Annotated in this window: 25 protein-coding genes, 1 tRNA gene and 3 pseudogenes; 21 read left to right on the top strand and 8 right to left on the bottom strand. The window is 60.1% G+C overall.

Going from position 1 to position 20,767, the window contains the following annotated elements; translation table 11 throughout:
* Positions 1-23 precede the first annotated feature (23 nt).
* Both BUQ73_RS07890 and BUQ73_RS27900 read left to right on the top strand, forming a co-directional pair.
* Positions 24-614: a hypothetical protein gene (locus BUQ73_RS07890; RefSeq protein WP_152031515.1), complete on the top strand. Its 591-nt coding sequence runs from the start codon at positions 24-26 to the stop codon at positions 612-614.
* A 12-nt stretch (positions 615-626) separates the two neighbouring features.
* Positions 627-1,526: a DUF6236 family protein gene (locus BUQ73_RS27900; RefSeq protein ID WP_152031514.1), complete on the top strand. Its 900-nt coding sequence runs from the start codon at positions 627-629 to the stop codon at positions 1,524-1,526.
* Positions 1,527-1,596: 70 nt separating this feature from the next.
* Here BUQ73_RS27900 and BUQ73_RS07885 read toward each other — a convergent pair.
* Positions 1,597-2,399 (bottom strand): annotated as a pseudogene (locus BUQ73_RS07885) (phage portal protein); the annotation flags it as partial.
* A 126-nt stretch (positions 2,400-2,525) separates the two neighbouring features.
* Here BUQ73_RS07885 and BUQ73_RS07880 point away from each other — a divergent pair.
* Positions 2,526-3,149 (top strand): hypothetical protein, encoded by a 624-nt coding sequence (locus BUQ73_RS07880; RefSeq protein WP_079227328.1) that lies wholly within the window; start codon positions 2,526-2,528, stop codon positions 3,147-3,149.
* Between the two features lie 30 nt (positions 3,150-3,179).
* On the opposite strand, the gene BUQ73_RS27895 is transcribed toward BUQ73_RS07880, so the two are convergent.
* From BUQ73_RS27895 to BUQ73_RS07865, 3 genes are all read right to left on the bottom strand, one after another.
* The gene (locus BUQ73_RS27895) at positions 3,180-4,439 is read right to left on the bottom strand and encodes a hypothetical protein (protein ID WP_152031513.1); all 1,260 of its coding nucleotides are present in this window, start codon (positions 4,437-4,439) and stop codon (positions 3,180-3,182) included.
* A 294-nt stretch (positions 4,440-4,733) separates the two neighbouring features.
* Positions 4,734-5,555: a zinc ribbon domain-containing protein gene (locus BUQ73_RS07870; RefSeq protein ID WP_079227326.1), complete on the bottom strand. Its 822-nt coding sequence runs from the start codon at positions 5,553-5,555 to the stop codon at positions 4,734-4,736.
* Positions 5,556-5,646: 91 nt separating this feature from the next.
* Entirely contained in the window at positions 5,647-5,976 is a 330-nt protein-coding gene (locus BUQ73_RS07865; protein WP_079227325.1) for a helix-turn-helix domain-containing protein, read from the bottom strand.
* 84 nt (positions 5,977-6,060) lie between these two features.
* Here BUQ73_RS07865 and BUQ73_RS07860 point away from each other — a divergent pair, with 84 nt between their 5' ends.
* From BUQ73_RS07860 to BUQ73_RS07820, 9 genes and pseudogenes are all read left to right on the top strand, one after another.
* Complete coding sequence (locus tag BUQ73_RS07860) at positions 6,061-6,273, top strand: DNA-binding protein (RefSeq protein WP_079227324.1); 213 nt, start codon at positions 6,061-6,063, stop codon at positions 6,271-6,273.
* Between the two features lie 29 nt (positions 6,274-6,302).
* Positions 6,303-6,665, top strand: a pseudogene (locus BUQ73_RS07855) (YmfL family putative regulatory protein); the annotation flags it as partial.
* 105 nt (positions 6,666-6,770) lie between these two features.
* The gene (locus tag BUQ73_RS07850; RefSeq protein WP_237772749.1) at positions 6,771-6,989 is read left to right on the top strand and encodes a hypothetical protein; all 219 of its coding nucleotides are present in this window, start codon (positions 6,771-6,773) and stop codon (positions 6,987-6,989) included.
* Positions 6,990-7,000: 11 nt separating this feature from the next.
* Positions 7,001-7,501 (top strand): annotated as a pseudogene (locus tag BUQ73_RS28585) (bifunctional DNA primase/helicase); the annotation flags it as partial.
* Positions 7,501-8,034, top strand: coding sequence for a hypothetical protein (locus BUQ73_RS28580; protein ID WP_237772748.1), 534 nt, complete (start codon positions 7,501-7,503; stop codon positions 8,032-8,034). The pseudogene BUQ73_RS28585 and the gene BUQ73_RS28580, both read left to right, overlap by 1 nt.
* Positions 8,035-8,081: 47 nt before the next feature.
* Complete coding sequence (locus BUQ73_RS07840; RefSeq protein WP_079227323.1) at positions 8,082-8,429, top strand: hypothetical protein; 348 nt, start codon at positions 8,082-8,084, stop codon at positions 8,427-8,429.
* Positions 8,426-8,641, top strand: a complete 216-nt coding sequence (locus BUQ73_RS07835) for a hypothetical protein (RefSeq protein ID WP_079227322.1) — start codon at positions 8,426-8,428, stop codon at positions 8,639-8,641. The genes BUQ73_RS07840 and BUQ73_RS07835 overlap by 4 nt, the downstream gene beginning before the upstream one ends.
* 67 nt (positions 8,642-8,708) lie before the next feature.
* Positions 8,709-8,987, top strand: coding sequence for a hypothetical protein (locus BUQ73_RS07830; protein WP_079227321.1), 279 nt, complete (start codon positions 8,709-8,711; stop codon positions 8,985-8,987).
* Positions 8,988-9,289: 302 nt separating this feature from the next.
* Positions 9,290-10,459, top strand: a complete 1,170-nt coding sequence (locus BUQ73_RS07820; protein WP_079227319.1) for an Arm DNA-binding domain-containing protein — start codon at positions 9,290-9,292, stop codon at positions 10,457-10,459.
* A gap of 121 nt (positions 10,460-10,580) precedes the next feature.
* On the opposite strand, the gene BUQ73_RS07815 is transcribed toward BUQ73_RS07820, so the two are convergent.
* Positions 10,581-10,668 (bottom strand) — tRNA-Ser (locus BUQ73_RS07815).
* 132 nt (positions 10,669-10,800) lie between these two features.
* Here BUQ73_RS07815 and BUQ73_RS07810 point away from each other — a divergent pair.
* From BUQ73_RS07810 to BUQ73_RS07775, 8 genes are all read left to right on the top strand, one after another.
* Positions 10,801-11,472 (top strand): Bax inhibitor-1/YccA family protein, encoded by a 672-nt coding sequence (locus BUQ73_RS07810; RefSeq protein WP_027919754.1) that lies wholly within the window; start codon positions 10,801-10,803, stop codon positions 11,470-11,472.
* Positions 11,473-11,776: 304 nt separating this feature from the next.
* Positions 11,777-13,156: a nucleobase:cation symporter-2 family protein gene (locus BUQ73_RS07805; RefSeq protein WP_079227318.1), complete on the top strand. Its 1,380-nt coding sequence runs from the start codon at positions 11,777-11,779 to the stop codon at positions 13,154-13,156.
* A 176-nt stretch (positions 13,157-13,332) separates the two neighbouring features.
* A complete protein-coding gene (tusD, locus tag BUQ73_RS07800; protein ID WP_079227317.1) occupies positions 13,333-13,725 on the top strand; it encodes a sulfurtransferase complex subunit TusD in 393 nt (130 codons plus the stop codon).
* A 1-nt stretch (position 13,726) separates the two neighbouring features.
* Positions 13,727-14,086 carry a sulfurtransferase complex subunit TusC gene (gene tusC, locus BUQ73_RS07795; protein ID WP_079227316.1) on the top strand — a complete coding sequence of 120 codons (360 nt, stop codon included), beginning with the start codon at positions 13,727-13,729 and terminating at the stop codon, positions 14,084-14,086.
* A complete protein-coding gene (gene tusB / locus BUQ73_RS07790) occupies positions 14,086-14,382 on the top strand; it encodes a sulfurtransferase complex subunit TusB (protein WP_079227315.1) in 297 nt (98 codons plus the stop codon). Before tusC ends, tusB begins: the two co-directional genes overlap by 1 nt.
* Positions 14,379-14,714, top strand: a complete 336-nt coding sequence (locus tag BUQ73_RS07785) for a TusE/DsrC/DsvC family sulfur relay protein (protein WP_027919749.1) — start codon at positions 14,379-14,381, stop codon at positions 14,712-14,714. The genes tusB and BUQ73_RS07785 overlap by 4 nt, the downstream gene beginning before the upstream one ends.
* Entirely contained in the window at positions 14,711-15,715 is a 1,005-nt protein-coding gene (locus BUQ73_RS07780; protein WP_079227314.1) for a glycosyl transferase family protein, read from the top strand. The genes BUQ73_RS07785 and BUQ73_RS07780 overlap by 4 nt, the downstream gene beginning before the upstream one ends.
* 93 nt (positions 15,716-15,808) lie before the next feature.
* Positions 15,809-16,768 (top strand): glutathione S-transferase family protein, encoded by a 960-nt coding sequence (locus BUQ73_RS07775; protein WP_079227313.1) that lies wholly within the window; start codon positions 15,809-15,811, stop codon positions 16,766-16,768.
* 35 nt (positions 16,769-16,803) lie between these two features.
* On the opposite strand, the gene BUQ73_RS07770 is transcribed toward BUQ73_RS07775, so the two are convergent.
* Positions 16,804-17,586 (bottom strand): SDR family NAD(P)-dependent oxidoreductase, encoded by a 783-nt coding sequence (locus BUQ73_RS07770; protein ID WP_079227312.1) that lies wholly within the window; start codon positions 17,584-17,586, stop codon positions 16,804-16,806.
* 85 nt (positions 17,587-17,671) lie between these two features.
* Positions 17,672-18,703 (bottom strand): sigma-54-dependent Fis family transcriptional regulator, encoded by a 1,032-nt coding sequence (locus BUQ73_RS07765; RefSeq protein WP_079227311.1) that lies wholly within the window; start codon positions 18,701-18,703, stop codon positions 17,672-17,674.
* 159 nt (positions 18,704-18,862) lie between these two features.
* Here BUQ73_RS07765 and BUQ73_RS07760 point away from each other — a divergent pair, with 159 nt between their 5' ends.
* Entirely contained in the window at positions 18,863-19,786 is a 924-nt protein-coding gene (locus tag BUQ73_RS07760) for a LysR family transcriptional regulator (RefSeq protein WP_079227310.1), read from the top strand.
* Positions 19,787-19,967: 181 nt separating this feature from the next.
* Here the strand turns inward: BUQ73_RS07760 and BUQ73_RS07755 are convergent, their stop codons facing one another.
* Positions 19,968-20,759 (bottom strand): SDR family NAD(P)-dependent oxidoreductase, encoded by a 792-nt coding sequence (locus BUQ73_RS07755; RefSeq protein WP_079227309.1) that lies wholly within the window; start codon positions 20,757-20,759, stop codon positions 19,968-19,970.
* Between the last annotated feature and the right edge of the window lie 8 nt (positions 20,760-20,767).

Genomic DNA, 20,767 nt, shown 5'->3' with positions numbered 1-20,767 from the left:
CTGTTGAATAAACGGGAGGGGTTGTGGCTACCAAATCAACAGTGCTAATTGACAACTGCGCTTGGGATGAGCTGATGCGTAGGGGGGTCGATCTACGTGAGGAGCAGGCTACGGACCTAGAGTTCAATATCAGCCTAAATGGCTCGCTAGAAATCCCATCAGAAGATCACGAGCGATCTGAGGCGCGGGCCACAGGAAATTACATTCGGGAACAGATGAAAGCTGTGGATATGAAGCCTGCCCAGTGGCTAGTCCTCGGAGATCTCGGGTCGGACTGCAATCAATGTGCTGGGCTCGGCGATATGATGCCCGACGGAAATGTGGTTGGCGGCGGGTACATGACTAGTGTCGAAGGTCGTGATTTTGCCAACGATGACACTAAACACAAAAAAGTGGGAGGTGAGTCCGGGACCAAGCGCCAAGGTAGCGGATTGCTAAAAAACCAAACCGATGTTGATTACGGGGAATGGTCAATGGAAATCACCGTTGTTACGCTAAATACAAAAGACTTCCGCCATGCAGGGAAGATTATTGACCTCAGCGAATGGAATGACGGTAGCTTTGGTGACTTCATTAGATCCAAACTAGCCAATCAGCAATCACAATTGACGTAATGGGTGAAATGTATGGGACAAGCAAGGCAACGTAAGCTCACCGATCCGAATTATGGAAAGCCAAGCAAAATGCGAGGCTTGATAATTTCAAATCCATTAATTGTGCGTGGCACGACAATAGTCACTTCCAGCCCATTGGATTTACAGGACCTGCGTTCATCACTCATGTACTGGGATCGACTGGCGCTTCCAGAAAACAACATAGTTGGATTCGGCGGTTCCTCTGACGTGGATTACCTAGAAAATTCCGGCATTTTGCACAAACCACGATTTGTAACCTCTGGCCGCATAGTAATGGAAGATCTTCTAGTCAATGCGCAATTAGCAGCGCTCACGGAGCTAGAAAAAGCCGAGCGAGGGGTCTGGTCTATTTCCGGCGGAAAAAACTCAATAGTCTCCGATAAGCTAGGCACAAATAACGGAACTATGATCCAACTTCTTAACGCCATCCCAGTACCAGGCGAAACTGTACCACTAAACGAAATCTTAGAATTCAAAGCAAAACGCAGAGATGAGTTACTGGCATTTCGTGATCACTTCGAGCTCCTAAGTCACAAGGTAGCCTCAGCACCGGACAGCATTGACGAACTAAACAGGACTTTAAAAGAGGTAGACGCGGCTTGCAGCGACCTTGTCAAAACAACTAAGGAATGGCAATTCCCGGTCAAACTTGCCAACACTCACGCATCCGTGAATCTTGATATTGCAAAGGCAACGGGTGCCGCTACTGCCATGTATGACTTCCTAGCAAAAACTCCCCTCGCACTCTCCGCGACTACATCGAGTCTCGCGGCAGCCGGAGCCGCACTCCTGAGTCAGTTCAAGATCGTGGGAGACTTTGGATTCCAAGGAATAAAACGTCCCACCTCCCCGTATAAATACGCCTATTTAGTTCAACGAGATCTTTCATAACCATGAGTCAAAACGGACGACCTCTTGAGCCATTAAGACGGCTTTTCCCGGCTTTTCCTTTTGGGGTACGTCAAATTGGCTTGCCGGTTGGCGCTTCATATGGAGCGAAACGGATCACTTCTTCCCCCAGCCATTCATTGATCTGCAACAGCCTAGCTTGCTCGGGCTCCAGCTCGTTCACCGCCCACACCAGGGAAGCCTCACGCACCGAACCGAAGCCACCAGAGTTCTGCGGCACAACGCCCATTAGCTGCGGTGGGATCCGCAGCATGGCCAGCTGGTCGTCGCGGCTGATGTTTTTGATCGCACCGAAGTCCTCCTTCGCCGCCACCTCGCTGATCGGGATGAGTTGGATGCCGTCCTTCTTGCCGTTGGGCGCGTACATGAACAGGTTGCGAAAGTTGCCCGGCCCCTTGCTGCTCTTCATCGCCTTGCGTAGGTCGTCGACGAAGTCTTCGTTCTGGGCTGCGTCGGTCATGTAGAGAATGAACCCAGCGTGGCTACCGTTCTGGTAGTACTTGCGCCGGAACAGTGTGGCCGACTCGTTGAGTAACGCGGCCTAGAGGGCCGGCAACCACTCCGGTAGGCCGTAGACCTCCTGGTTGATGTCAGCTATGCGCAGGTGGCAAATGCTGCCGGCGCGGAATTCGTATTCGTCCCGCCAGCCGCGCACCTGGTAGTAGGTCTCCAGATCGGAGCCCCGCCGCATGTACTTCGCCAGGCACGGCCGGAGCCCAAGGGTGTCGCGCAGCATGTTGTCGCGTTTTCCAAGTACAAGTTCCCCGACCAGCCCAGGTCCATGACGATCTGCTCGAAAGCCTGACGACTCAACAGCCTGTGGGGCTTGAACGTCCGGGCCAGCGCGTTGCGCTTGGCCGAGGCGCACATGTGGGCGATGGACAAGCCCATGCACCCCTCCCTGGTGCGCGACATCATTGAAGGCATCGACATGCTTGGCGCCGGCATAGCGGGCGGTGTAAACATCCTGAGGTAGCTGCTGTGATTGAACCCTCCATCGCCAAGGTCACCGGCTTCCTGCGCAACACCTACGACGGGCTTCAGCGCGATGCCGCGTATCCGGTGCCGGCATTCCGCATCACCATCAACGGCAGCGACATCGCTCAGCTGATCAGCCCTCGCCTGATGAGCCTGCAGCTCACCGACATCCGTGGCCTCGAAGCAGACCAGCTTGATCTGACCCTCAGCGACCACGACGGGCTGCTGGTAATCCCGCCGCGCGGTGCCGTGGTGCGCCTGTGGCTGGGTTGGAGCGATGCGGGCCAGGGGATGAAGTCGGAGATTGATGAAATCATCTGGTACGGCGGGAACATCCAGCACAGTCTAACGGCTGACGCCGGCTACACCATGAGCCTGGAGCTGGAAAGCAAGCTGCCAGAGGACACAGTCGAAAGCCTGCTTGAGGACGGCGTGCGCGGCAAGATCAAGTACACGGGGGTCATTGCGTTCTACCGCGACAAGGGCACGGGGAAGGAAAAGTCAGTCACGGCCGGCGATCAGACCAAGCCAAGGCGGTTGAGGCGCGTCTATGTTAATGAAAGAAATGCCCGGCGAGCTCTGAACAGGGAATGGAGTCGCATGGAAGCCAACACTAATCTCACGTGAAGCCTGGCACCTATGCCAGGCTACCTCTAATCACTTAACAGAATCATTCTTTGCCTGCGACCCTCTAGACACTGAGTCAACAAACTTTGTCAACTGCTCCAAAACTTTAGGTTGTAAATCAGCGGTCTTAACTCTCGTGAAAGCGCTATCACTATCCAAGTTCCAATTTTCGAACACAGCCTTCATGTCCATCTGACTAACATCATTTCCATACACCTCAAGATACAACTTACCAAAATTGATAGCATGCATCCTATCAGACCTCTTTAACGACTCATGCACATAGGCACTGGCCACTGTATATGAATGCTTTGCCCACGCTGCAAAAAGTGAAATTATCACAAGCCCTTTCAGCAGAACAAAACAAAAGAAGAACCAGTTTATATTTTCTTTAGAAGCATCCTTAAAAACATCGGCACCGTACCAAAATCCAACAATTGCAGCAATAATCGCCAAAATCACTGCCACATGACCTTGCCAATTCCATATCCTCGCCTTAGTAGCGAATGACTCTTCTTTATCTTCTAGAGCTTCTAGTGCGGACTTTACAAAAGCAGGGACTTTTACCTCAATCCTCTCTTGCACTTGCTTTTGATGCTCTTCCTGCAGCAAACGTATATTTTCCTTTAATTCAGACTCTCGCTTCGCATAGCTTGCTTCAAGCCCTTTAATTCGTGCCTGCCTAGAAGATACTTCCTTTTCCGCCTCTACGATTTGATGCCTCAGACTTTCGAAGTGCTCTAGCATTTGCTCTTCACGAGCTCTTTGCCGTTGCTCTAAAAATCGCTCTCGCTCTCGAATCTCTTTAAAGCGAGCCATAGCATCTCTTTCAAGCAGGGTAGAGTGCTCATCAGACATAATTTCATCAAGCATCTTAGATTCAACAGTTCTCGCACTTATCTTTTCTTGTATAATCATCCTGTCTTTGACTGGCACTGACTGCAAGATCTGATTTCGTGTATCCGGGCTGATCCTTGATAAAATATCGCAAAGTAAACTTTTTGTTATCAAGGTCGGCAGACGTTTCAGGAATGATGTGCTCGCAAGCAGCAAAACCGAATTCAATCGACTCGGGTTCATCACCCTGAGCACAAATTCCGCAGTAACCTCATCCAAACCATCTAAAACCGACCGCGTACCATTTTCAGGAATTCTGGAAAAAAACGTTGTAACTTCTTTCGAGCTGCTTGACAAAAGGAGCTTATTTAATTCTTCCGAATCACTTCGCCTCCACAGCTCCTGCAAATGACTTTTCGACATATTGCTTATTCGCAGCGTTTCTCCAACCATACAACAGCCCCTAAACTTATATTAGCGACGCCCCACCAACAGATGAGGCACCAAAGAAATTACACTTTAGACCTCAACATAACAAACAGCATTCGCAGCAGGTCATTGTGTTGCTGATCCGTAAGCCGCCGCAGCATGTCAATGAATTCGCGCTCCAACTGTGTAAGATTTTCCATAATGCGTACTTTGGCTCCTTAAACAGTCGCCTGGCACCGACGATGCCAATTGAGACGACCGGGAGTCCCGCATTGTCAGCACGTTTATGCGTGCCACCAGCCCTTCCTTTGGACTTTCTTAAGTTCCCTTGTGGGAATCCTCGCCATTTGTCGTAGGACTTTTCGGCAGCAGCGTCATATAGACACCATTCTCCCCCCAGCCCCGCAAGATACCGTCAGCACTCATAACATAGTACTCACTAAAATCGTTATTTGGCGTCTGTAGTCGGAGCGATCCATCTGGCAGTCGCTTGGCCAGATATTCGTCACTATTCTTTCCGCCGTCGGCAAAAACCGAATCAATAAAGTACTTGCCGTTCATGGTATAGAGCACCATCAGATGGCCCATGGCCCCATCCCGCAGCCAGACACCTTGGGCGGTCTGATAGTTGGAAAGATCCCGACTCGTGAGCGTTTCATAATCCGCCGCACTCAGCGCAATAACATTGCCTTGGTACTGAGGCTCAAAGCTGGCATTCGCCCAATAGCTACCAAATGTCTGCCCACGGACACGAAATCCGATGTACGTCTTATCAGCACCTACATCAGAGTCATCACGAATCTTTTTCGAGACCTCAGCTAACTCCGCGTCAGTCAGCCGTCGCGATAGCAGTACTTCGACTTTCCGCGGCCGCCCTTCACGAGATTCATCTTTCACAATCTCGTATTCGTACCCGGGCTTTATCGCCTGAGTAGTACCGGCCACTTCTGCCGTTTTGGGCCCAACGATCCCGGTGGACACCGCAATGCCAGCCACCAGCAGTGATGCCATCCAACCGGCCGTGCAACCGAGTAAGTGACGGACTATGAATCCGCGTCCGCTCTTGCGCAGCAGCTTCACAAGCCACCACCAGATCCCGACGAACACAACCAGCGAAACCAACCCAACTATTCCATCCATTTCCATCATCCTCGACAAACACTGGCCACCATGGCCAGCTCACCGCGTCCGTGCGTGCCCTTGCCAACAGCGGCAAGAGGTTAATCCAACTTCAAGCCCGCTCGTTCGCCACCGCAAACGCCGAAGCCATACGCACCAAGATGGCCAAGTCAGAGCCATTGATCTTCTGAGCTAAGTGCAACAGTTCTGCTCCCTCCGGGCTCAGTTGGTCAGCATGGGCAGGCCGCCGCACCCCCGTAACGACGTACAGGATATCTACCCCTCGATCAGCAGCTGCTGCGAGGTAGCGCGCATCTGGGCTTCCCGAGCCCTTCTCATAGTTGATCTGTGTGGTTTTACCCACACCACCTACCGCCGCCAAGTCAGTCTGACTGAGGCCCAGGCGCGACCTTTCTTCCTTCAGCCGATCGCCGATGGTCATTTTTTTGAACCTCAAGCATTGGCAGGTTCAAATAATTGAACCAATATCACTACGTCATCACACGAAATCACACGAATTTGAACTATGCACGCCACCTACGCACCCGAGCAAGCGTGCCAGGCCGCTAGACAACGCCTGGAGATGCAAGGAGTCACTGCCAAGGATTTCGCCATCCAGAACGGCCTTCATCCCTCCACCGTCTACGCCGTGTTGAACGGCCAGAAGAAATGTTCACGCGGCGAAGCACACCGCGCCGCCGTGCTTCTCGGTATCAAGAACACCGAAGCCACAAGCTAGGCCGCCTAGCTCAAGGAAGAAACCAGAACATGAAGCGTCCAGTTCTAGAAACCCTTCGCCAGGTGGTCAGCGCAGTGATCTGCGCCTTCCCTGGCGGTCGCGAAAGCGCGGCGGCACGGCTCGGCTACGAGTTGAAGCGGTTCGATAACCACGTCTACGAAAACGCCGGCAGCCGGCCCCTTACCTATGACCAGATCCACCTGTTGGAGACGGATGCCGGTACGACCCTACTGCCGGAGTTCATCGCCCACCTGTACGGCGGCATGTTTGTACCGCTGGCCCACCCAGACACACTGGACAACGTCGACTTGTACAGCCGTGCGGTGAACACCGCGGCCAAGCGCGGCATCGTCGATCAGATCATCCACAAGGCCCTGGAAGATGGCGTGATCTAGCAGGAAGAAGCCAAGGCCATCCTGGCGGCGCATAACCGCTATCTGGCTGCTCGGCAACTGCACTCAATTGGTGGCAGAAATGAGCAAAATCACCATTCACTGATGTTCGACGAGCAGCTGGCCAGGCAGTACCTGCTGTGGCTCAACGCCCAGTTCGACACCACTATGGCGGAGGTCTGGTACTCGGACCGCTACCGCAACGTGCCCGCTGGCATGCGCGCCCCCCATGTGGTGCGGGACATCCCGCACCTGCTTGGCATCAGCCGCACGCGCCGCGAGCTGCAGAAGCAGCTGACGGGCCATGGGGAGCGTGTGCAGTGAACCGCAAGCCGATGGAAGAAAGACTGCGCGCCGATGTCCTGCGGCGCCTGCAGGATGACTACGGGCTGAAGCCAATCAGCGGCACAAAGTACCTGCGCAAGGGCACGTGCCCGAGCTGTGGCAAAAGGGAGCTGTACTCCCGCCAGGACGAACCCTGGTTCATCAAGTGCGGGCGGGAAAGCAAATGCGGCAAGCAGTGGCATGTGAAAGAGCTGTACGACGACCTGTTCGACGACTACAGCAAGCGCTATCCAACCTCTGTAGAGACGCCGCATGCGCCTGCTGACTCATACCTGAAGGATGCGCGCGGTTTCGACCTGGAGCTGTTGAAGGGTTCATACACGCAAGACAATTACTGGGACCGCCTTCTTGGCATTGGCAGCGCCACCGTACGTTTCACTCTGGAACACGGCGGATTCTGGGAGCGCCTGATCGATCAGCCGCACCGTTTCGGCAAGAAGAAGGCGCGATTCGCGCCGGGAAAGTCGCCGCGCGGGTACTGGTGGTGCCCATGGAGACCTTCCGCACCCAGGCGAAGGTGCACGAACAAGCCCTGCGCGAACAACGCGAGATCCGTATTGAGCGGATCATCAAGAACCACGCCCAGATGATGGCCCTGGTCGATGCGCTGCGAGTCGTGGTGCCCATGAGCGACAGCCAGCACGAAGTCACCCAGCGCGAGCTTCACGCCATGGCCATCGGCCGCCAGCACGCGGTGAACGCCGACCCAAAGGAAGTGGCTGAGTTTTGGGAGGTGTTTGACTACCTGGAGTCGCTCAGCGATGAGCCGGTGGTGGACCACAGCAAGAACGCCGAACTGATCGCCATCCACCTCAACGAGTTCTGCGAGCGCGCCGCCGAGCACAAGCAGAAAGTGGCCGACGCTACCACGCTGCGCAACCTACTGCGCAATAGCAAATCGCGCCCCTTCGTCAGCAACAACCACGCCGTCGACAGCGCCGTGCGTGCGGCATTCAACAACCGCACCACGGCCGTGAACCTGCGACCCACCACTGTCAAGTGCTGGACCTTCAAGGCCAGCTGATTCAGCCCGGCGCGGCAACGCCGGGTATAACCCCAAGGAGAAGCAACATGCAAAACATCACAGCAGCAGATCGAGACGAACTGTTCGATGCCCTGGTGCGCTACCAGGACGAGCGGCCAGCGATCCGTGAGGCCGGCACCAAGGCTTTGGCTCGCCTGGTTCCCGTTGCGCTGCGCGAGTCCGGCCAGAGCCGGGTGATTGGCCGCTTCCTGCTTGGCCTGTACAACGCCCAGGCCTATCCCTTCCAACTGACCGACCTGCGCAGCCTGGACGCTGGGCTGTTCGATGACTGTATGGCCGTGCTGCGCCTGGACAACTCGCCGGAACTGGAGGTGCATGAGTATTTGCCGCGCGGGCAGATGATCTTCAACCAGGTGCGCGAGTACTGGGGATGAAGTGGAAGGCCAAGCGTGGTGCGGATGGCAGGGTCATCCCGCGGTGCTGGGTGAACGACAGCGGCTACACCGTGGCCGAGTGCCGATTGCCTCAATCCCGTTTTCCCATCACTCGGCCGGGTTCGGCGCAGCCATTCGCCTATGCAAGTGATCGGGATGAGGTGCTGAGGGAAATCGAGAAGGACATGCAGGCCATTGCGGCCGGCGTGTGACGAAGTGAAGGAAGGCCCCTGGGAGCGGCAACTCCCCGGGGCCGAACCAACCCTAAGGAGAAGCAACATGCAATCACAACCCCCCGAAGCTGGCGGCGCCAAGGCTACCACAGGCACCGTTGGCGCGGTCGCTATCCATGCTCGCTTGAGCGCCGGCAGCTATATCGCCAAGGCCGAGCGACTTAAGCCGACGGCCAGCAGCACGATCAGTGCTGAGGCCGCGGTGAAGGCACTAGTCATTAAGCTCGGCCTGGCACCCGACCTCCTGGTCCAACAGGCCAGTGCGGGCCGTCCCGGGGCGCGATTCACCCACCCCGGGACGGCCAACCAAGAAGCGTCCTCGTGAGCGCGACCGCGCCTCTTGGCCGATTCGGCAAACGACTGGAAGTGGTCATCGGTTACGCGAAAAATCATGGCTGGAGCATCAGTATCACCAGAGGCGGCCACCTACGGCTGACCAAGCCAGGCCGGCCAACTGTGCACACCAGCCGTACCCCCAGCGACCACCGCGCAGTGCGCAACGCAGTAGCGCAGCTTTCCAGGGCCGACGCCAAGAACTGACGCGCAATCTTCTAGGCCATGAAAACGGGCCATCCTCTTGAAACGGCCCATACTCTGGGCCGTTTCTCTGTTTTAGAGTGAAATTCAATGGCAGATGGAGTCGAAGTACGCGGCAACCACATCCGCGTGTATTTCCGTTACCAAGGCGAACTGTGCAGGGAGACAATCCCCGGCAGCGCATCAGCCGCCAACCTGGCCAACGCCGAGCGCTTGGTCGGGATCATCAACTACGAGATCGAGGCCGGGACGTTCGACTACGCCCGCCATTTTCCCAACTCCCCCCGGATCAAGACCAATTCGCTGGGCCACTACATCGATCTCTGGCTTGAGATCAAACGTAACCAGATGGCGGCCAGCGGGTTCGCCATGTACCGCAGTCGTACCGAAAAGCACATCCGGCCGCGCTGGGGGGCGATGCAGGCTGACCGGATCGATCACCTGGACATTCAGCACTGGGTTCAGTCCGTACTGATGCCCGAGCTGCACAACAAGACCGTGCGGGAGATCGTCAGCCACCTGCGGCAGATCTTCCGGCTGTACCGCACTCGGAACCGTTCGGCGTTTGATCCCACCGACGGCATCACCATCTCACTGCCGGATGCTGATGATCCCGATCCATTCACCCGGGAGGAGATCAACGCGATTCTCACGCACCCAACCGAGCGGCAGCAGGAGATCAACCTGTCGCAGTACATGATCTGGTCCGGCCCACGGGTAAGCGAGGCTATTGCCTTGGCCTGGGAGGACGTCGACCTGGCCGCCGGCACCGTGGAGATCCGCCGCGCGCGAGTCGCCGGGCAATACAAAGTGACCAAGACACGCCGGTCAACGCGCAAGGTGAAGCTGCTCGCACCTGCCCTTTGTGCGCTGCAGGCGCAAGAGCGATTCACGAGGCAACTTCCGGCGGAAGTGATCCAGGTGGTAGAGCGGGACAACCGGACGATTCGTGAGCAGCGGGTTCGGTTTGTCTTCCACAACACTGCCACGGGTGAACCGTATCGATCCTCGGACGTGTTGCGGCATGGTTGGTGGATCGGCCACCTGGAGAAGGCCGGCGTTCGCCAGCGCGGTCCGAACACCTGCAGGCACACCTTCGCCAGCCAGATGCTGAGCAGCGGACTGGCCACGCCAGAGTGGATTGCGGATCAGATGGGGCACACCTCGACGGCCATGATCTTCAGGCACTATGCGAAGTGGATCAGCCAGGACGGCCCGGACGTGGTGGGATTGTTGAACCAGGCGCTCAAGTTGAGCTGAAACGCATAAAAAAAGGGGCCGTGATGGCCCCTTTTTTTGCCTTCGATTCCCAAAATGTTCCCAAAACGTTCCCTTTTGAGAGGTCGCCTAAGGTAAACATCAATGAAATCAAGCACTTGTATGGCGGAAGCGTAGAGATTCGAACTCTAGGATAGTTGCCCATCGACGGTTTTCAAGACCGTTGCCTTAAACCACTCGGCCACGCTTCCAGCTCGTTTTGCGGCCGCCATAATACCGTAATGAAACACGCTGTCAAACTCTCTGTGTCGCGGGTTGCGGAGGCTCTGTTAGACTGCTTGCATCTGAACGTCTCAAACCACGGATCCATAAGGAGTGTCGCCATGCGCGAACAGGATTATGCCGTACACCACGGCCAGCAGGCCGAGCAGCAGGAGGTCAGCAAGGTCCTGCGCAACACGTACAGCCTGCTGGCACTCACCCTCGCCTTCAGCGGTGTCATGGCCTTCGTCGCCCAGCAGATGCGTGTCGGTTACCCGAACGTGTTCGTCGTGCTGATCGGCTTCTACGGTCTGTTCTTCCTCACCGCCAAACTGCGTGATTCGGTCTGGGGCCTGGTGTCCACCTTTGCCCTCACCGGCTTCATGGGCTTCATTCTCGGCCCGATCCTCAACCGCTACCTGGGCATGGCCGGTGGCGCCGAGGTGGTCAGCTCGGCATTTGCCATGACCGCGCTGGTGTTCGGTGGTCTGTCGGCCTATGTGCTGATCACCCGCAAGGACATGAGCTTCCTCAGCGGCTTCATCACCGCTGGCTTCTTTGTTCTGCTGGGCGCGGTGGTTGCCAGCTTCTTCTTCCAGATCAGCGGCCTGCAACTGGCAATTAGCGCTGGCTTCGTGCTGTTCTCTTCGGTCTGCATTCTGTTCCAGACCAGCGCGATCATTCATGGGGGTGAGCGTAACTACATCATGGCGACCATCAGCCTGTATGTGTCGATCTACAACCTGTTCATCAGCTTGCTGCAGCTGTTTGGCATCATGGGTCGTGATGACTGATTGATTGCTGCTTGAGAAAGCCCGCTTCGGCGGGCTTTTCTTTGCGTGATGGAAATGTGGTGGGGTGCGAGGTGCTGGCCTTGAGAGGTTTGGCGCCTGTGAGATCGAGCGCCGCCCGCGCGGCGCTCGATTTACGCCCCACCAAAAAACCCAAACCCACCCCGCCGACCTCACAAACACTGACCTAAAAGTCAGAAAACCATGCAAATGGTCGCCGATCATGCCGCCATCGTGCATTCCCCTACCGCAATCGCACTTCTGCCCGTAGAATGCGCTCCTTTTTTCTTCCGGGGCAGCTTCACCGATGAGCTCACACGAACACAGCCCAGGCGCGGCGGCGCCTGCCAACGAACTGGTACTTGGCCTTGAGGACAAGCCACGTCTGTTGATCGGCCTGCTGGCGGCGCTGCAGCACCTGTTGGCGATCATCGTGCCGATCGTCACCCCAGGCCTGCTCATCTGCCAGGCGCTGGGCGTTTCGGCTCGCGATACCAACCTCATCGTCTCCATGTCGCTGGTGATCTCCGGTATTGCCACCTTCGTCCAGTGCAAGCGCTTCGGCCCGTTCGGTGCCGGGCTGCTGATCGTCCAGGGCACCAGCTTCAACTTCGTCGGGCCGCTGATTGCCGGCGGTGCACTGATGGTCAAGCAAGGCACGCCGGTCGAAAGCGTGATGGCGGCGATCTTCGGCGTGGTGATTGCCGGTTCCTTTGTCGAAATGGGCGTGTCGCGCATCTTGCCCTTCGTCAAACGCCTGATCACCCCGCTGGTGACCGGTATCGTCGTGCTGATGATCGGCCTGACCCTGATCAAGGTCGGCCTGATCAGCATGGGTGGCGGCTTCGGCGCCATGGCCAATGGCACCTTTGCCAACGGCGAAAACCTGCTGCTATCGGGCGCTGTGCTGGCGGTGATCGTGATCCTCAACCGCATCCCGGTAGTGTGGATGCGCAGCTGCGCGATCGTCATCGCCCTGGCGGTCGGCTATGCCCTGGCTGGCTACCTCGGCCGCCTGGACTTCACCGGCATGCACGAGGCCGCACTGTTCCAGGTACCAACGCCGCTGCACTTCGGTCTGGGCTTCTCGTGGGCGCTGTTCATCCCGATGCTGGTGATCTACCTGGTGACTTCGCTGGAAGCCATTGGTGACGTCACCGCCACCAGCAAGGTCTCGCGCCAGCCGGTCGAAGGCCCGCTGTGGATGTCGCGCATCAAGGGCGGCGTGCTGGTCAACGGTGCCAACTCGCTGCTGGCTGGCCTGTTCAACACTTTCCCCAGCTCGATCTTCGCCCAGAACAACGGCGTGATTCAGCTGACCGGTATTGCCAGCCGCCACATCGGCATCTGGATTGCCGTGATGCTGGTGCTGCTGGGCCTGTTCCCGAGCGTGGCCGGTGTGATTCAGGCAGTGCCTGAGCCGGTGCTGGGTGGCGCGGCCATGGTCATGTTCGGTGCGGTTGCCGCGTCGGGCATCAACATTCTGGCCAGTACCCGCCTCGACCGCCGTGCCCTGCTGATCATCGCCGTGTCGCTGGCGTTGGGCCTGGGTGTGGCACAGGTGCCGGAGTTCCTCGCGCACATGCCGGCGGCAATCCGCAATGTGCTGGAATCGGGTGTGGCTACCGGTGGTATCTGCGCCCTGGTGTTGAACTGGTTCCTGCCGGAGAGCAAGGAACAGGCTTGATTCCTGTGCTCGTCTGTTAGGGCCACGGGGCCACCATGCGGCCCATCGTCGGTAAGCCAGCTCCCACAGGGATCGCGCCAGCCTTTTCAGATATATAGAAAGCCCGCCCCGCCAGGTACAAGCGGGGTCGGGCTTTTTTGCTTTATCATGGCGGCATTCCTTTGCACGAGTTATCCATGAAATTCGCTATCGCGGTTTTTTCCCCGGCCCATGCGCCCTCCTCGCGCCGCGCCTTGCGCTTCGCCGAGGCGGTGCTGGCTGGCGGGCATGAGATTGCCCGGCTGTTCTTCTATCAGGACGGGGTGCACAGCGCCTCGGCCAACGTGGTCGCCCCCCAGGATGAACAGGACATCGCCGCCCAGTGGCGTGCATTCATCGACATCAACCGGCTCGACGCGGTGGTGTGCATCGCCGCCGCGCTGCGCCGTGGCGTGCTCGATGAAGCCGAAGCCAGCCGCTACCAGCGCCCGGCGGTAAACCTGCCCAAGCCGTGGGAGCTGTCTGGCCTCGGCCAGCTGCATGAAGCCGCGCAAACTGCCGACCGCCTGGTCTGCTTCGGAGGCGACTGAAATGGCCAAATCGATGTTGATCATCAGCCGCCAGGCACCATGGAACGGCCCGTCCGCCCGCGAAGCGCTGGATATCGCCTTGGCCGGTGGCGCGTTCGACTTGCCGCTGGCCATGCTGTTCCTTGATGACGGCGTATTCCAACTGGCACCCGGCCAGCAACCGGCCGCCGTGCAGCAGAAGAATCTCGCCGCCAACCTGCAGGCGCTGCCGATGTTCGGCGTCGAGGAGCTGTTCGCCTGCCAGCACAGCCTGGCGCGCCGTGGCCTGGCCGCCGATAGCCTGGAGCTGCCGGTGGAGGTGCTGGACGATACAGCCCTGCAAGCCCTGATTGCCCGTTTCGACCAAGTGGTGACGCTCTGATGCCAACCCTTCACGTGTTATCCCACTCCCCGTTCGGCGACGAGCGCATGGACAGCTGCCTGCGCCTGCTGGGCGCTGAAGACGGCGTGCTGCTGTGCGGCGATGCGGTCTATGCCCTGCGCGACGGCAGCGACGCCCAGCGCCAGCTGCAGGCTGCCAACCTGGCACAACGCCTGTTCGCCCTCGACGAAGACCTGCAGGCCCGTGCCATCAGCAGCACGCTGGCCAAGGCCGTGGACTACCAGGCCTTCGTCGAGCTGTCACTGCACTACGACAAGGTCAACAGCTGGCTATGAGTACGCTGAACGTTGGCGAGCGCGCCATCGCCCTGGACAAGGACGGCTTCCTGGTCGACCTGCAAGACTGGTCGCACCCCGTCGCCGAGGCCCTGGCCGAGCGCGAAAGCATCGCCCTGACCGCCGACCACTGGGAAATCCTCGAACTGCTGCGCCAGTTCTACGATGAGTACCAGCTGTCGCCGGCCACCCGCCCGCTGATCAAGTACACCGCGCTCAAGCTGGGCACGGAAAAGGGCAACAGCCCGCACCTCAACCGCCTGTTCAACGGCACCCCCGCCAAACTCGCCGCCAAGCTGGCGGGCCTGCCCAAGCCGACCAATTGCATATGACCGACGCCCGCCCGCTGACCCTGGAAACCCCGGCTGAACACCCGTTCGCCGAATTCGTGCGCATCCTTGGCAAAGGCAAACGCGGCGCCCGCGGCCTGACCCGTGAGGAAGCCCGCGCCGCCATGACCCTGCTGCTCGAAGGCAAGGTCGAAGATACCCAGCTGGGTGCCTTCCTGATGCTGTTGCGGCACAAGGAAGAAAGCGCCGAAGAGCTCGCCGGCTTCACCGAAGCCCTGCGCGCGCACCTGCAGGCACCGCGCATCGCTGTGGACATCGACTGGCCGACCTACGCCGGCAAGAAGCGCCACCTGCCCTGGTACCTGCTCAGTGCCAAGTGCCTGGCTGCCAATGGCGTGCGTATCCTCATGCACGGCGGTGGCGCGCACACCGCCGGGCGCATGTATACCGAGCAACTGCTGGCTCTGTTGGAAATCCCGCTGTGCCGCGACTGGGCTGCGGTCAGCCAGGCCCTCGACCAGCAGCGCCTGGCGTTTGCCCCGCTGCACGACTGGGCGCCGCAACTGCAGCGGATGATCGACCTGCGCAACACCCTGGGCCTGCGCTCGCCCATCCATTCCCTGGCGCGGGTACTCAATCCGCTGAGTGCGCGTTGCGGCCTGCAGAGCATCTTCCACCCCGGCTACCAGGCCGTGCACCGTGAAGCCAGCCGCCTGCTCGGCGACCATGCCGTGGTGATCAAGGGCGATGGCGGCGAGATCGAGGTCAATCCCGATGTCATCAGCCACCTCTACGGCACCCGTGCAGGCGAAGCCTGGGATGAGGAGTGGCCGGCGCTCAGCGAACGCCGCCACGTGAAACCCCCGAGCCTGCAGCCCGAGCAGCTGCTGGCAGTTTGGCGCGGCGAGGCAGAAGACAGCTACGGCGAAATGGCCGTGGTGGCGACCATGGCCCTGGCGCTGCGTGCTCTGGGGCAGGATCGCGAACAGGCTTTCACCACCGCACGTGGCTATTGGGCCGCACGAAACCAATCGAATAACTAGATATTTAGGGGGCATTCTTTGCGCTAGTTGTTCGAACGATTTCCCCTAGACTGGGCTCCAACGACAAACAATTTTGTTTCCGAGGAGCTCATCATGGGCCTTTTGATCGACGGTCGCTGGCACGACCAGTGGTATGAAAACGGCAAGGACGGCACCTTCAAACGCGAAAACGCCCAGCGTCGCAACCAACTGCCCGCCCCCGAAGCCGGTCGCTATCACCTGTACGTTTCGCTGGCCTGCCCATGGGCCCATCGCACCCTGATCTTGCGCGCGCTCAAAGGCCTTGAGCCACTGATCGATGTGTCGGTGGTCAGCTGGCTGATGCAGGACCATGGCTGGACCTTCGACCAGCAGCAAGGCTCCAGCGGCGACCACCTCGACGCCCTGCAGTACCTGCATCAGCGCTATACCCAGGACGACCCGCACTACACCGGTCGCGTGACCGTGCCCGTGCTGTGGGACAAGCAAGAGAAGCGCATCGTCAACAACGAGTCGTCAGAGATCATCCGCATCTTCAACAGCGCGTTCAACGAGCTGACCGGCAATACGCTGGACCTGTATCCCAAGCCGCTGCGCCCGGCCATCGAAGCGTTGAACGAACGTATCTACCCGGCTGTGAACAACGGCGTGTACCGCGCAGGCTTCGCCACCACACAGGATGCCTACGAGGCCGCCTTCGATGAGGTGTTCAACGAACTGGACCACCTGGAAGACCTGCTGGGCCGCAATCGCTACCTGGCCGGCGAGTACCTGACCGAGGCCGATGTGCGCCTGTTCACCACCCTGGTGCGTTTCGATGCGGTGTACCACGGCCACTTCAAGTGCAACCTGCGCCGCCTGAGCGACTACCACAACCTGTCCAACTGGCTGCGTGAGCTGTACCAGTGGCCGGGTGTGGCCAGCACCGTGAACATGGAACACATCCAGAAGCACTATTACATGAGCCACAAGACCATCAACCCGAACGGCATCGTGCCCAAGGGCCCGCTGCAGGACTTCAACCAGCCCCATGACCGGGAGCGGCTGGCGGGCAAAGGGATCTGGCAGGCTTGAGATGGCCGGGGCTGCGCTGCAGCCCCGACGCTCTATCAGTCACGCATGAAGCCACCATCCACATCCATGATTTCCCCGGTCACGAACCCCGCCTCAGCCGACGCCAGGAAGCACACCGCCGCCGCAATGTCCCGCGGTGTTCCGGCCCGCCCCAGCGGCATCTGTGCCAGCACCTGAGCCCTGGCCTGCGGCGCCAGCACGCTGGTCATCTCGGTATCGGTCAATGCGGGCGACACGGCATTGACCGTGATGTCGTAAGGCCCCGCCTCGCGCGCCAGGCCCTTGGTCAGGGCGATCACCGCGCCCTTGGCCGCCGCGTAGCAACTGTTGCCCAACAACCCGCCGCCACGCTTGCCGGCCACCGAGGCGATATTGATGATGCGCCCGCCACGCCGCGCCATCATGCCCGGCAGCACGGCCTTGGCGCAGAAGAACACGCTGTTGAGGTCGATGGCCATCACCCGGTTCCACTCCGCCGTGGTCAGTTCCAGCAGCGGTGCAGTGGAGACGATCCCGGCGTTGTTGACCAGGATGTCGACGCCACCCAGCTGCGCCTCCACCTGCTCGACCATCGCCTGCACCTGCGCCTCGTCGGCCACATCCACCCCCACGCCAATCGCCTCGACGCCCTGCTCGCGCAAGCGTGCAGCAGCCAGTTCGGCCGCGTCCGGGTCCAGGTCGCACAGGGCGACCCGCGCCCCGCCATACCCCAGCGCCGCGGCAATCGCGTGGCCGATACCTCGGGCGGCGCCGGTGACCAACGCGGTGCGCCCGGCCAGGGTGAAGTTCAATGCAGCGTGCACGGCAGTGTTGCTCATGGTGGTTATCCCTTCAAAAGGCCGTAGCCAGGCGCGCCCTCTGCATGGCAAAGGGCGTTGGTCGTATGTGCAAACAAGAACGGGCTCAGGCGCTACCGCAGGCACCCAGTGCCAGCTGCTCCTTGAGCGGCGGGATGTCCAGCCGGCGCATCACCCGGTACAGCGAGGGCCGGCAGATACCCAGCTCGCGGGCGGCGGCAGACATGTTCCAGCGGCATGACTGCAGGGTGTCGAGCACGTCGGCGCGCTCATCGCCCTGCTGCGCCGGGCGGCGGATCGGGGTGATGTTGGCCGGCAGCGGGCGCGGCGCCTGGCACTGGCCGAGGAAGTCCAGCGGCAGGTCGCAGCGCTGGATGCGCGCGCCTTCCATCACCGCGCAGGCGTAGCGTACTACCGCGCGCATCTGGCGCAGATTCCCGGGCCACGGGTGCGCCAGCAGCAGCGCCCAGACTTCGCTCAGCACCTGGCGTGGGTCGCAGCCTGGCAGCTCGTAGGCGACCATGTTGCACAGCAGCTCGCCGCGGTCGTTGCGCTCGCGCAGCGGCGGCAGCTCCACCACGCCGGTGGCGATGCGATAGAACAAGTCTTCACGGAAGCTGCCATCGGCCACCCGCGCCGCCAGGTCCTGGTGCGTGGCGCAAACCAGCGCGAAGTTCACCGGCACGCTGCGCTCGGCGCCCAGCGGGGTCACTTCGCGTTCGGCAATTACCCGCAGCAGACGGGTCTGCTGCTCGAACGGCATGTCGCCGATTTCATCGAGAAACAGCGTGCCGCCGTCGGCCTGCTGCACCTTGCCCTTCTTGCCCCCCGGCAGTGCACCGGAGAAGGCGCCACGGCTGTAGCCGAACAGCTCGCTTTCGATCAGCGTCTCGGGGATGGACGCGCAGTTCAGCGCCACCAGCTGGGCGGCGCGGCGCTGGCTGTGGGCATGCAGGGCGCGGGCGAGGATCTCCTTGCCAGTGCCGGTCTCGCCGCGGATCAACACGGCGATGCCACGCTCCATCAGGCGCAGCGCACGGCGGAAGGCCTGGCGCACCAGCGGGTCGCTGTCATGGGCGATATCGCATTCGGGAACAGCGGGCAGGCAAGGGCGAACAGGGTCGGTCAAAGCGGTCATTAGCGTCACCTTTTTCTTGTTCTATAGCTTGTGACTATGCCGGCGGGCGGCGCTTGTGGCGCCGCCGGGGCCGAAGGGGTGTTGCAGGTTCACATTAGGGAGGCGCAGTTATATTTTCCAATACATAATCAAGCATCGACTGATACCTTTGAGAGCATCATGATCGAACTGCGCCACCTTCATTACTTCCGCACCCTGGCCGAAACCCTGCACTTCGGCCGTGCCGCCGAGCGCCTGCACATCTCCCAACCGCCGCTGTCACGGCAGATCGCGTTGCTGGAGGAAGAGTTGGGGGTCAAGCTGTTCGACCGTTCGCGCCGGCGGGTGGAACTGACCGAGGCCGGCCAGCGCTTCTACCTCGACACCGGCACGGTGTTCGCCGCCTTTGAACAGGCCAAGCGCAATGCCCTGGCTGCGGCGCGGGGGGCGGCGGGCGAATTGTCGGTGGGGTTCATGATGTCCACGGCCTACAGCATCACCCCGGCCATTACCCGGCGCTATGCTGCGCTGTATCCGCAGGTGGACCTCAAGCTCACTGAAACCTTGCCGCTGGACCTGGCCCAGGACATCAGCAGCGGCAACAAGGATGTGGCGATCATGTACCGCCCGCAGGATTGCACGGGCCTTGAGACGGTCACGCTGTACCGCGAGGAAATGACCCTGGTGCTGCCCCCCGGCCACCGCCTGGCCGGGCAGGCGCTGGTGGAGCCGCGCGAACTGGCCGACGAGACTTTCATCATCGTGCCCCGGCGCATCGCCCCTGCCCTGCACGACATGATCTGCAGCTACTGCCTGCAGCACGGGGTAACACCAAACATCGGCCTGGAGATCAACATGCAGCAGACCATCGTCAACCTGGTCGGCGAAGGCCTGGGGGTGGCCATCGTGCCGCGTTCGATGCGCAACATGCGCCTGGCCAGCACCAGTTTCCGGCCCTTGCGCGAAGCCCCGGTGATCGAGGTGGTGGCGGTGTGGAAGGCCGACAACCACAACCCGTGCATCGCCACCTTCGTCGAAACCGCGCTGCAAGCCGGCGAGCAGGCGACGCGGGAAGACGAGGCGCGGCGCCAGACTGAAGACTGACCCCCATACTCTGGGCGGCACTGTCTTGCCCAATTTCCAAAAACTGACGCGGTCCCTGTGGGAGCGGGCTTGCCCGCGAACACGGGCGGAGCCCGTGCCATCCACGGCGTCGCCTGCTTCGCGGGCAAGCCCGCTCCCACAAGGACCGCGCCAGCCTTTGGATCTGCGCGAAACCAGCGAATCAGATCTCCAGAATCCCGGACGCCATGAACCCGCCGTCCACCGGGATCACATGCCCGCTGATGTACGACGCATCCTCCGACGCCAGAAACGCGACCGCCCCGGCCATCTCCGCCGGCGTGCCGTAACGCCGCAACGGCACCGCCCGGGCGTACGACTCGCGGGTCGCCGCCGAGTGCAAGGTGCGCGTCAGTGGCGTGTCCACAGGCCCTGGGGCGATACCGTTGACGGTAATGCCATGCTCGGCCAGCTCGATGGCCATCTGCCGGGTCAGGCCGATCACCGCCGCCTTCGACGTGCCATAAGCAGTGCGCCCCATGCTGGCGCGCATGCCGCTGATCGAGGCGACGTTGATGATCCGCCCCCAGCCCTGCTCGCGCATCAGCTGCGCCGCCTGCTGGCTGCACAGCAAGGTGCCGGTGAGGTTGACGTTCATCAGCCGCTGCCAGCCCTCCAGTTCGGTGTCTAGGAACGCTTGGGTGCGGGCGATGCCGGCGTTGTTGACCAGCACATCGCAACGCCCGCAGCGCTCGCGCAGGGTGTCGAACAGCGCGCTGATCGACGCCGCATCACCAATGTCGATGGCCAGTGCCAGGGCATCGATACCTTGGGCTTGCAGGCCGGCGACCATCTCCTCGGCGGCCTTGAGGTTGATGTCGGCCACCACCACTGTGTGGCCGTCATGCCCCAGGCGTTCGGCAATGGCCGCGCCGATGCCCATGGCGGCACCGGTCACCAGGGCCACGCGTCCGTGGGCGGATACAGGCAAAGTCGTTTTCGCAGCTTGGCTCATGTCAGGGC

Source organism: Pseudomonas putida (assembly GCF_002025705.1).
GTDB classification, from domain to species: domain Bacteria; phylum Pseudomonadota; class Gammaproteobacteria; order Pseudomonadales; family Pseudomonadaceae; genus Aquipseudomonas; species Aquipseudomonas putida_J.
Note: the sequence above shows the minus strand (reverse complement) of the source record. Positions and strands in the feature narration are given on the sequence as shown.

Bases quoted from the DNA above. Each gene is read 5' to 3' on its own strand.
- BUQ73_RS07785 (WP_027919749.1), top strand. From the start codon at position 14,379: ATGAGTACGCTGAACGTTGGCGAGCGCGCCATCGCCCTGGACAAGGAC.
- BUQ73_RS07775 (WP_079227313.1), top strand. From the start codon at position 15,809: ATGGGCCTTTTGATCGACGGTCGCTGGCACGACCAGTGGTATGAAAAC.
- BUQ73_RS07770 (WP_079227312.1), bottom strand. From the start codon at position 17,586: ATGAGCAACACTGCCGTGCACGCTGCATTGAACTTCACCCTGGCCGGG.
- BUQ73_RS27900 (WP_152031514.1), top strand. From the start codon at position 627: ATGGGACAAGCAAGGCAACGTAAGCTCACCGATCCGAATTATGGAAAG.
- BUQ73_RS07765 (WP_079227311.1), bottom strand. From the start codon at position 18,703: ATGACCGCTTTGACCGACCCTGTTCGCCCTTGCCTGCCCGCTGTTCCC.
- BUQ73_RS07840 (WP_079227323.1), top strand. From the start codon at position 8,082: ATGCAAAACATCACAGCAGCAGATCGAGACGAACTGTTCGATGCCCTG.
- tusD (WP_079227317.1), top strand. From the start codon at position 13,333: ATGAAATTCGCTATCGCGGTTTTTTCCCCGGCCCATGCGCCCTCCTCG.
- BUQ73_RS07830 (WP_079227321.1), top strand. From the start codon at position 8,709: ATGCAATCACAACCCCCCGAAGCTGGCGGCGCCAAGGCTACCACAGGC.
- tusC (WP_079227316.1), top strand. From the start codon at position 13,727: ATGGCCAAATCGATGTTGATCATCAGCCGCCAGGCACCATGGAACGGC.
- BUQ73_RS07835 (WP_079227322.1), top strand. From the start codon at position 8,426: ATGAAGTGGAAGGCCAAGCGTGGTGCGGATGGCAGGGTCATCCCGCGG.
- BUQ73_RS27895 (WP_152031513.1), bottom strand. From the start codon at position 4,439: ATGGTTGGAGAAACGCTGCGAATAAGCAATATGTCGAAAAGTCATTTG.
- BUQ73_RS07805 (WP_079227318.1), top strand. From the start codon at position 11,777: ATGAGCTCACACGAACACAGCCCAGGCGCGGCGGCGCCTGCCAACGAA.
- BUQ73_RS07850 (WP_237772749.1), top strand. From the start codon at position 6,771: ATGTTCGACGAGCAGCTGGCCAGGCAGTACCTGCTGTGGCTCAACGCC.
- BUQ73_RS07810 (WP_027919754.1), top strand. From the start codon at position 10,801: ATGCGCGAACAGGATTATGCCGTACACCACGGCCAGCAGGCCGAGCAG.
- tusB (WP_079227315.1), top strand. From the start codon at position 14,086: ATGCCAACCCTTCACGTGTTATCCCACTCCCCGTTCGGCGACGAGCGC.
- BUQ73_RS07820 (WP_079227319.1), top strand. From the start codon at position 9,290: ATGGCAGATGGAGTCGAAGTACGCGGCAACCACATCCGCGTGTATTTC.
- BUQ73_RS07755 (WP_079227309.1), bottom strand. From the start codon at position 20,759: ATGAGCCAAGCTGCGAAAACGACTTTGCCTGTATCCGCCCACGGACGC.
- BUQ73_RS07780 (WP_079227314.1), top strand. From the start codon at position 14,711: ATGACCGACGCCCGCCCGCTGACCCTGGAAACCCCGGCTGAACACCCG.
- BUQ73_RS28580 (WP_237772748.1), top strand. From the start codon at position 7,501: ATGGAGACCTTCCGCACCCAGGCGAAGGTGCACGAACAAGCCCTGCGC.
- BUQ73_RS07865 (WP_079227325.1), bottom strand. From the start codon at position 5,976: ATGACCATCGGCGATCGGCTGAAGGAAGAAAGGTCGCGCCTGGGCCTC.
- BUQ73_RS07860 (WP_079227324.1), top strand. From the start codon at position 6,061: ATGCACGCCACCTACGCACCCGAGCAAGCGTGCCAGGCCGCTAGACAA.
- BUQ73_RS07760 (WP_079227310.1), top strand. From the start codon at position 18,863: ATGATCGAACTGCGCCACCTTCATTACTTCCGCACCCTGGCCGAAACC.
- BUQ73_RS07870 (WP_079227326.1), bottom strand. From the start codon at position 5,555: ATGGATGGAATAGTTGGGTTGGTTTCGCTGGTTGTGTTCGTCGGGATC.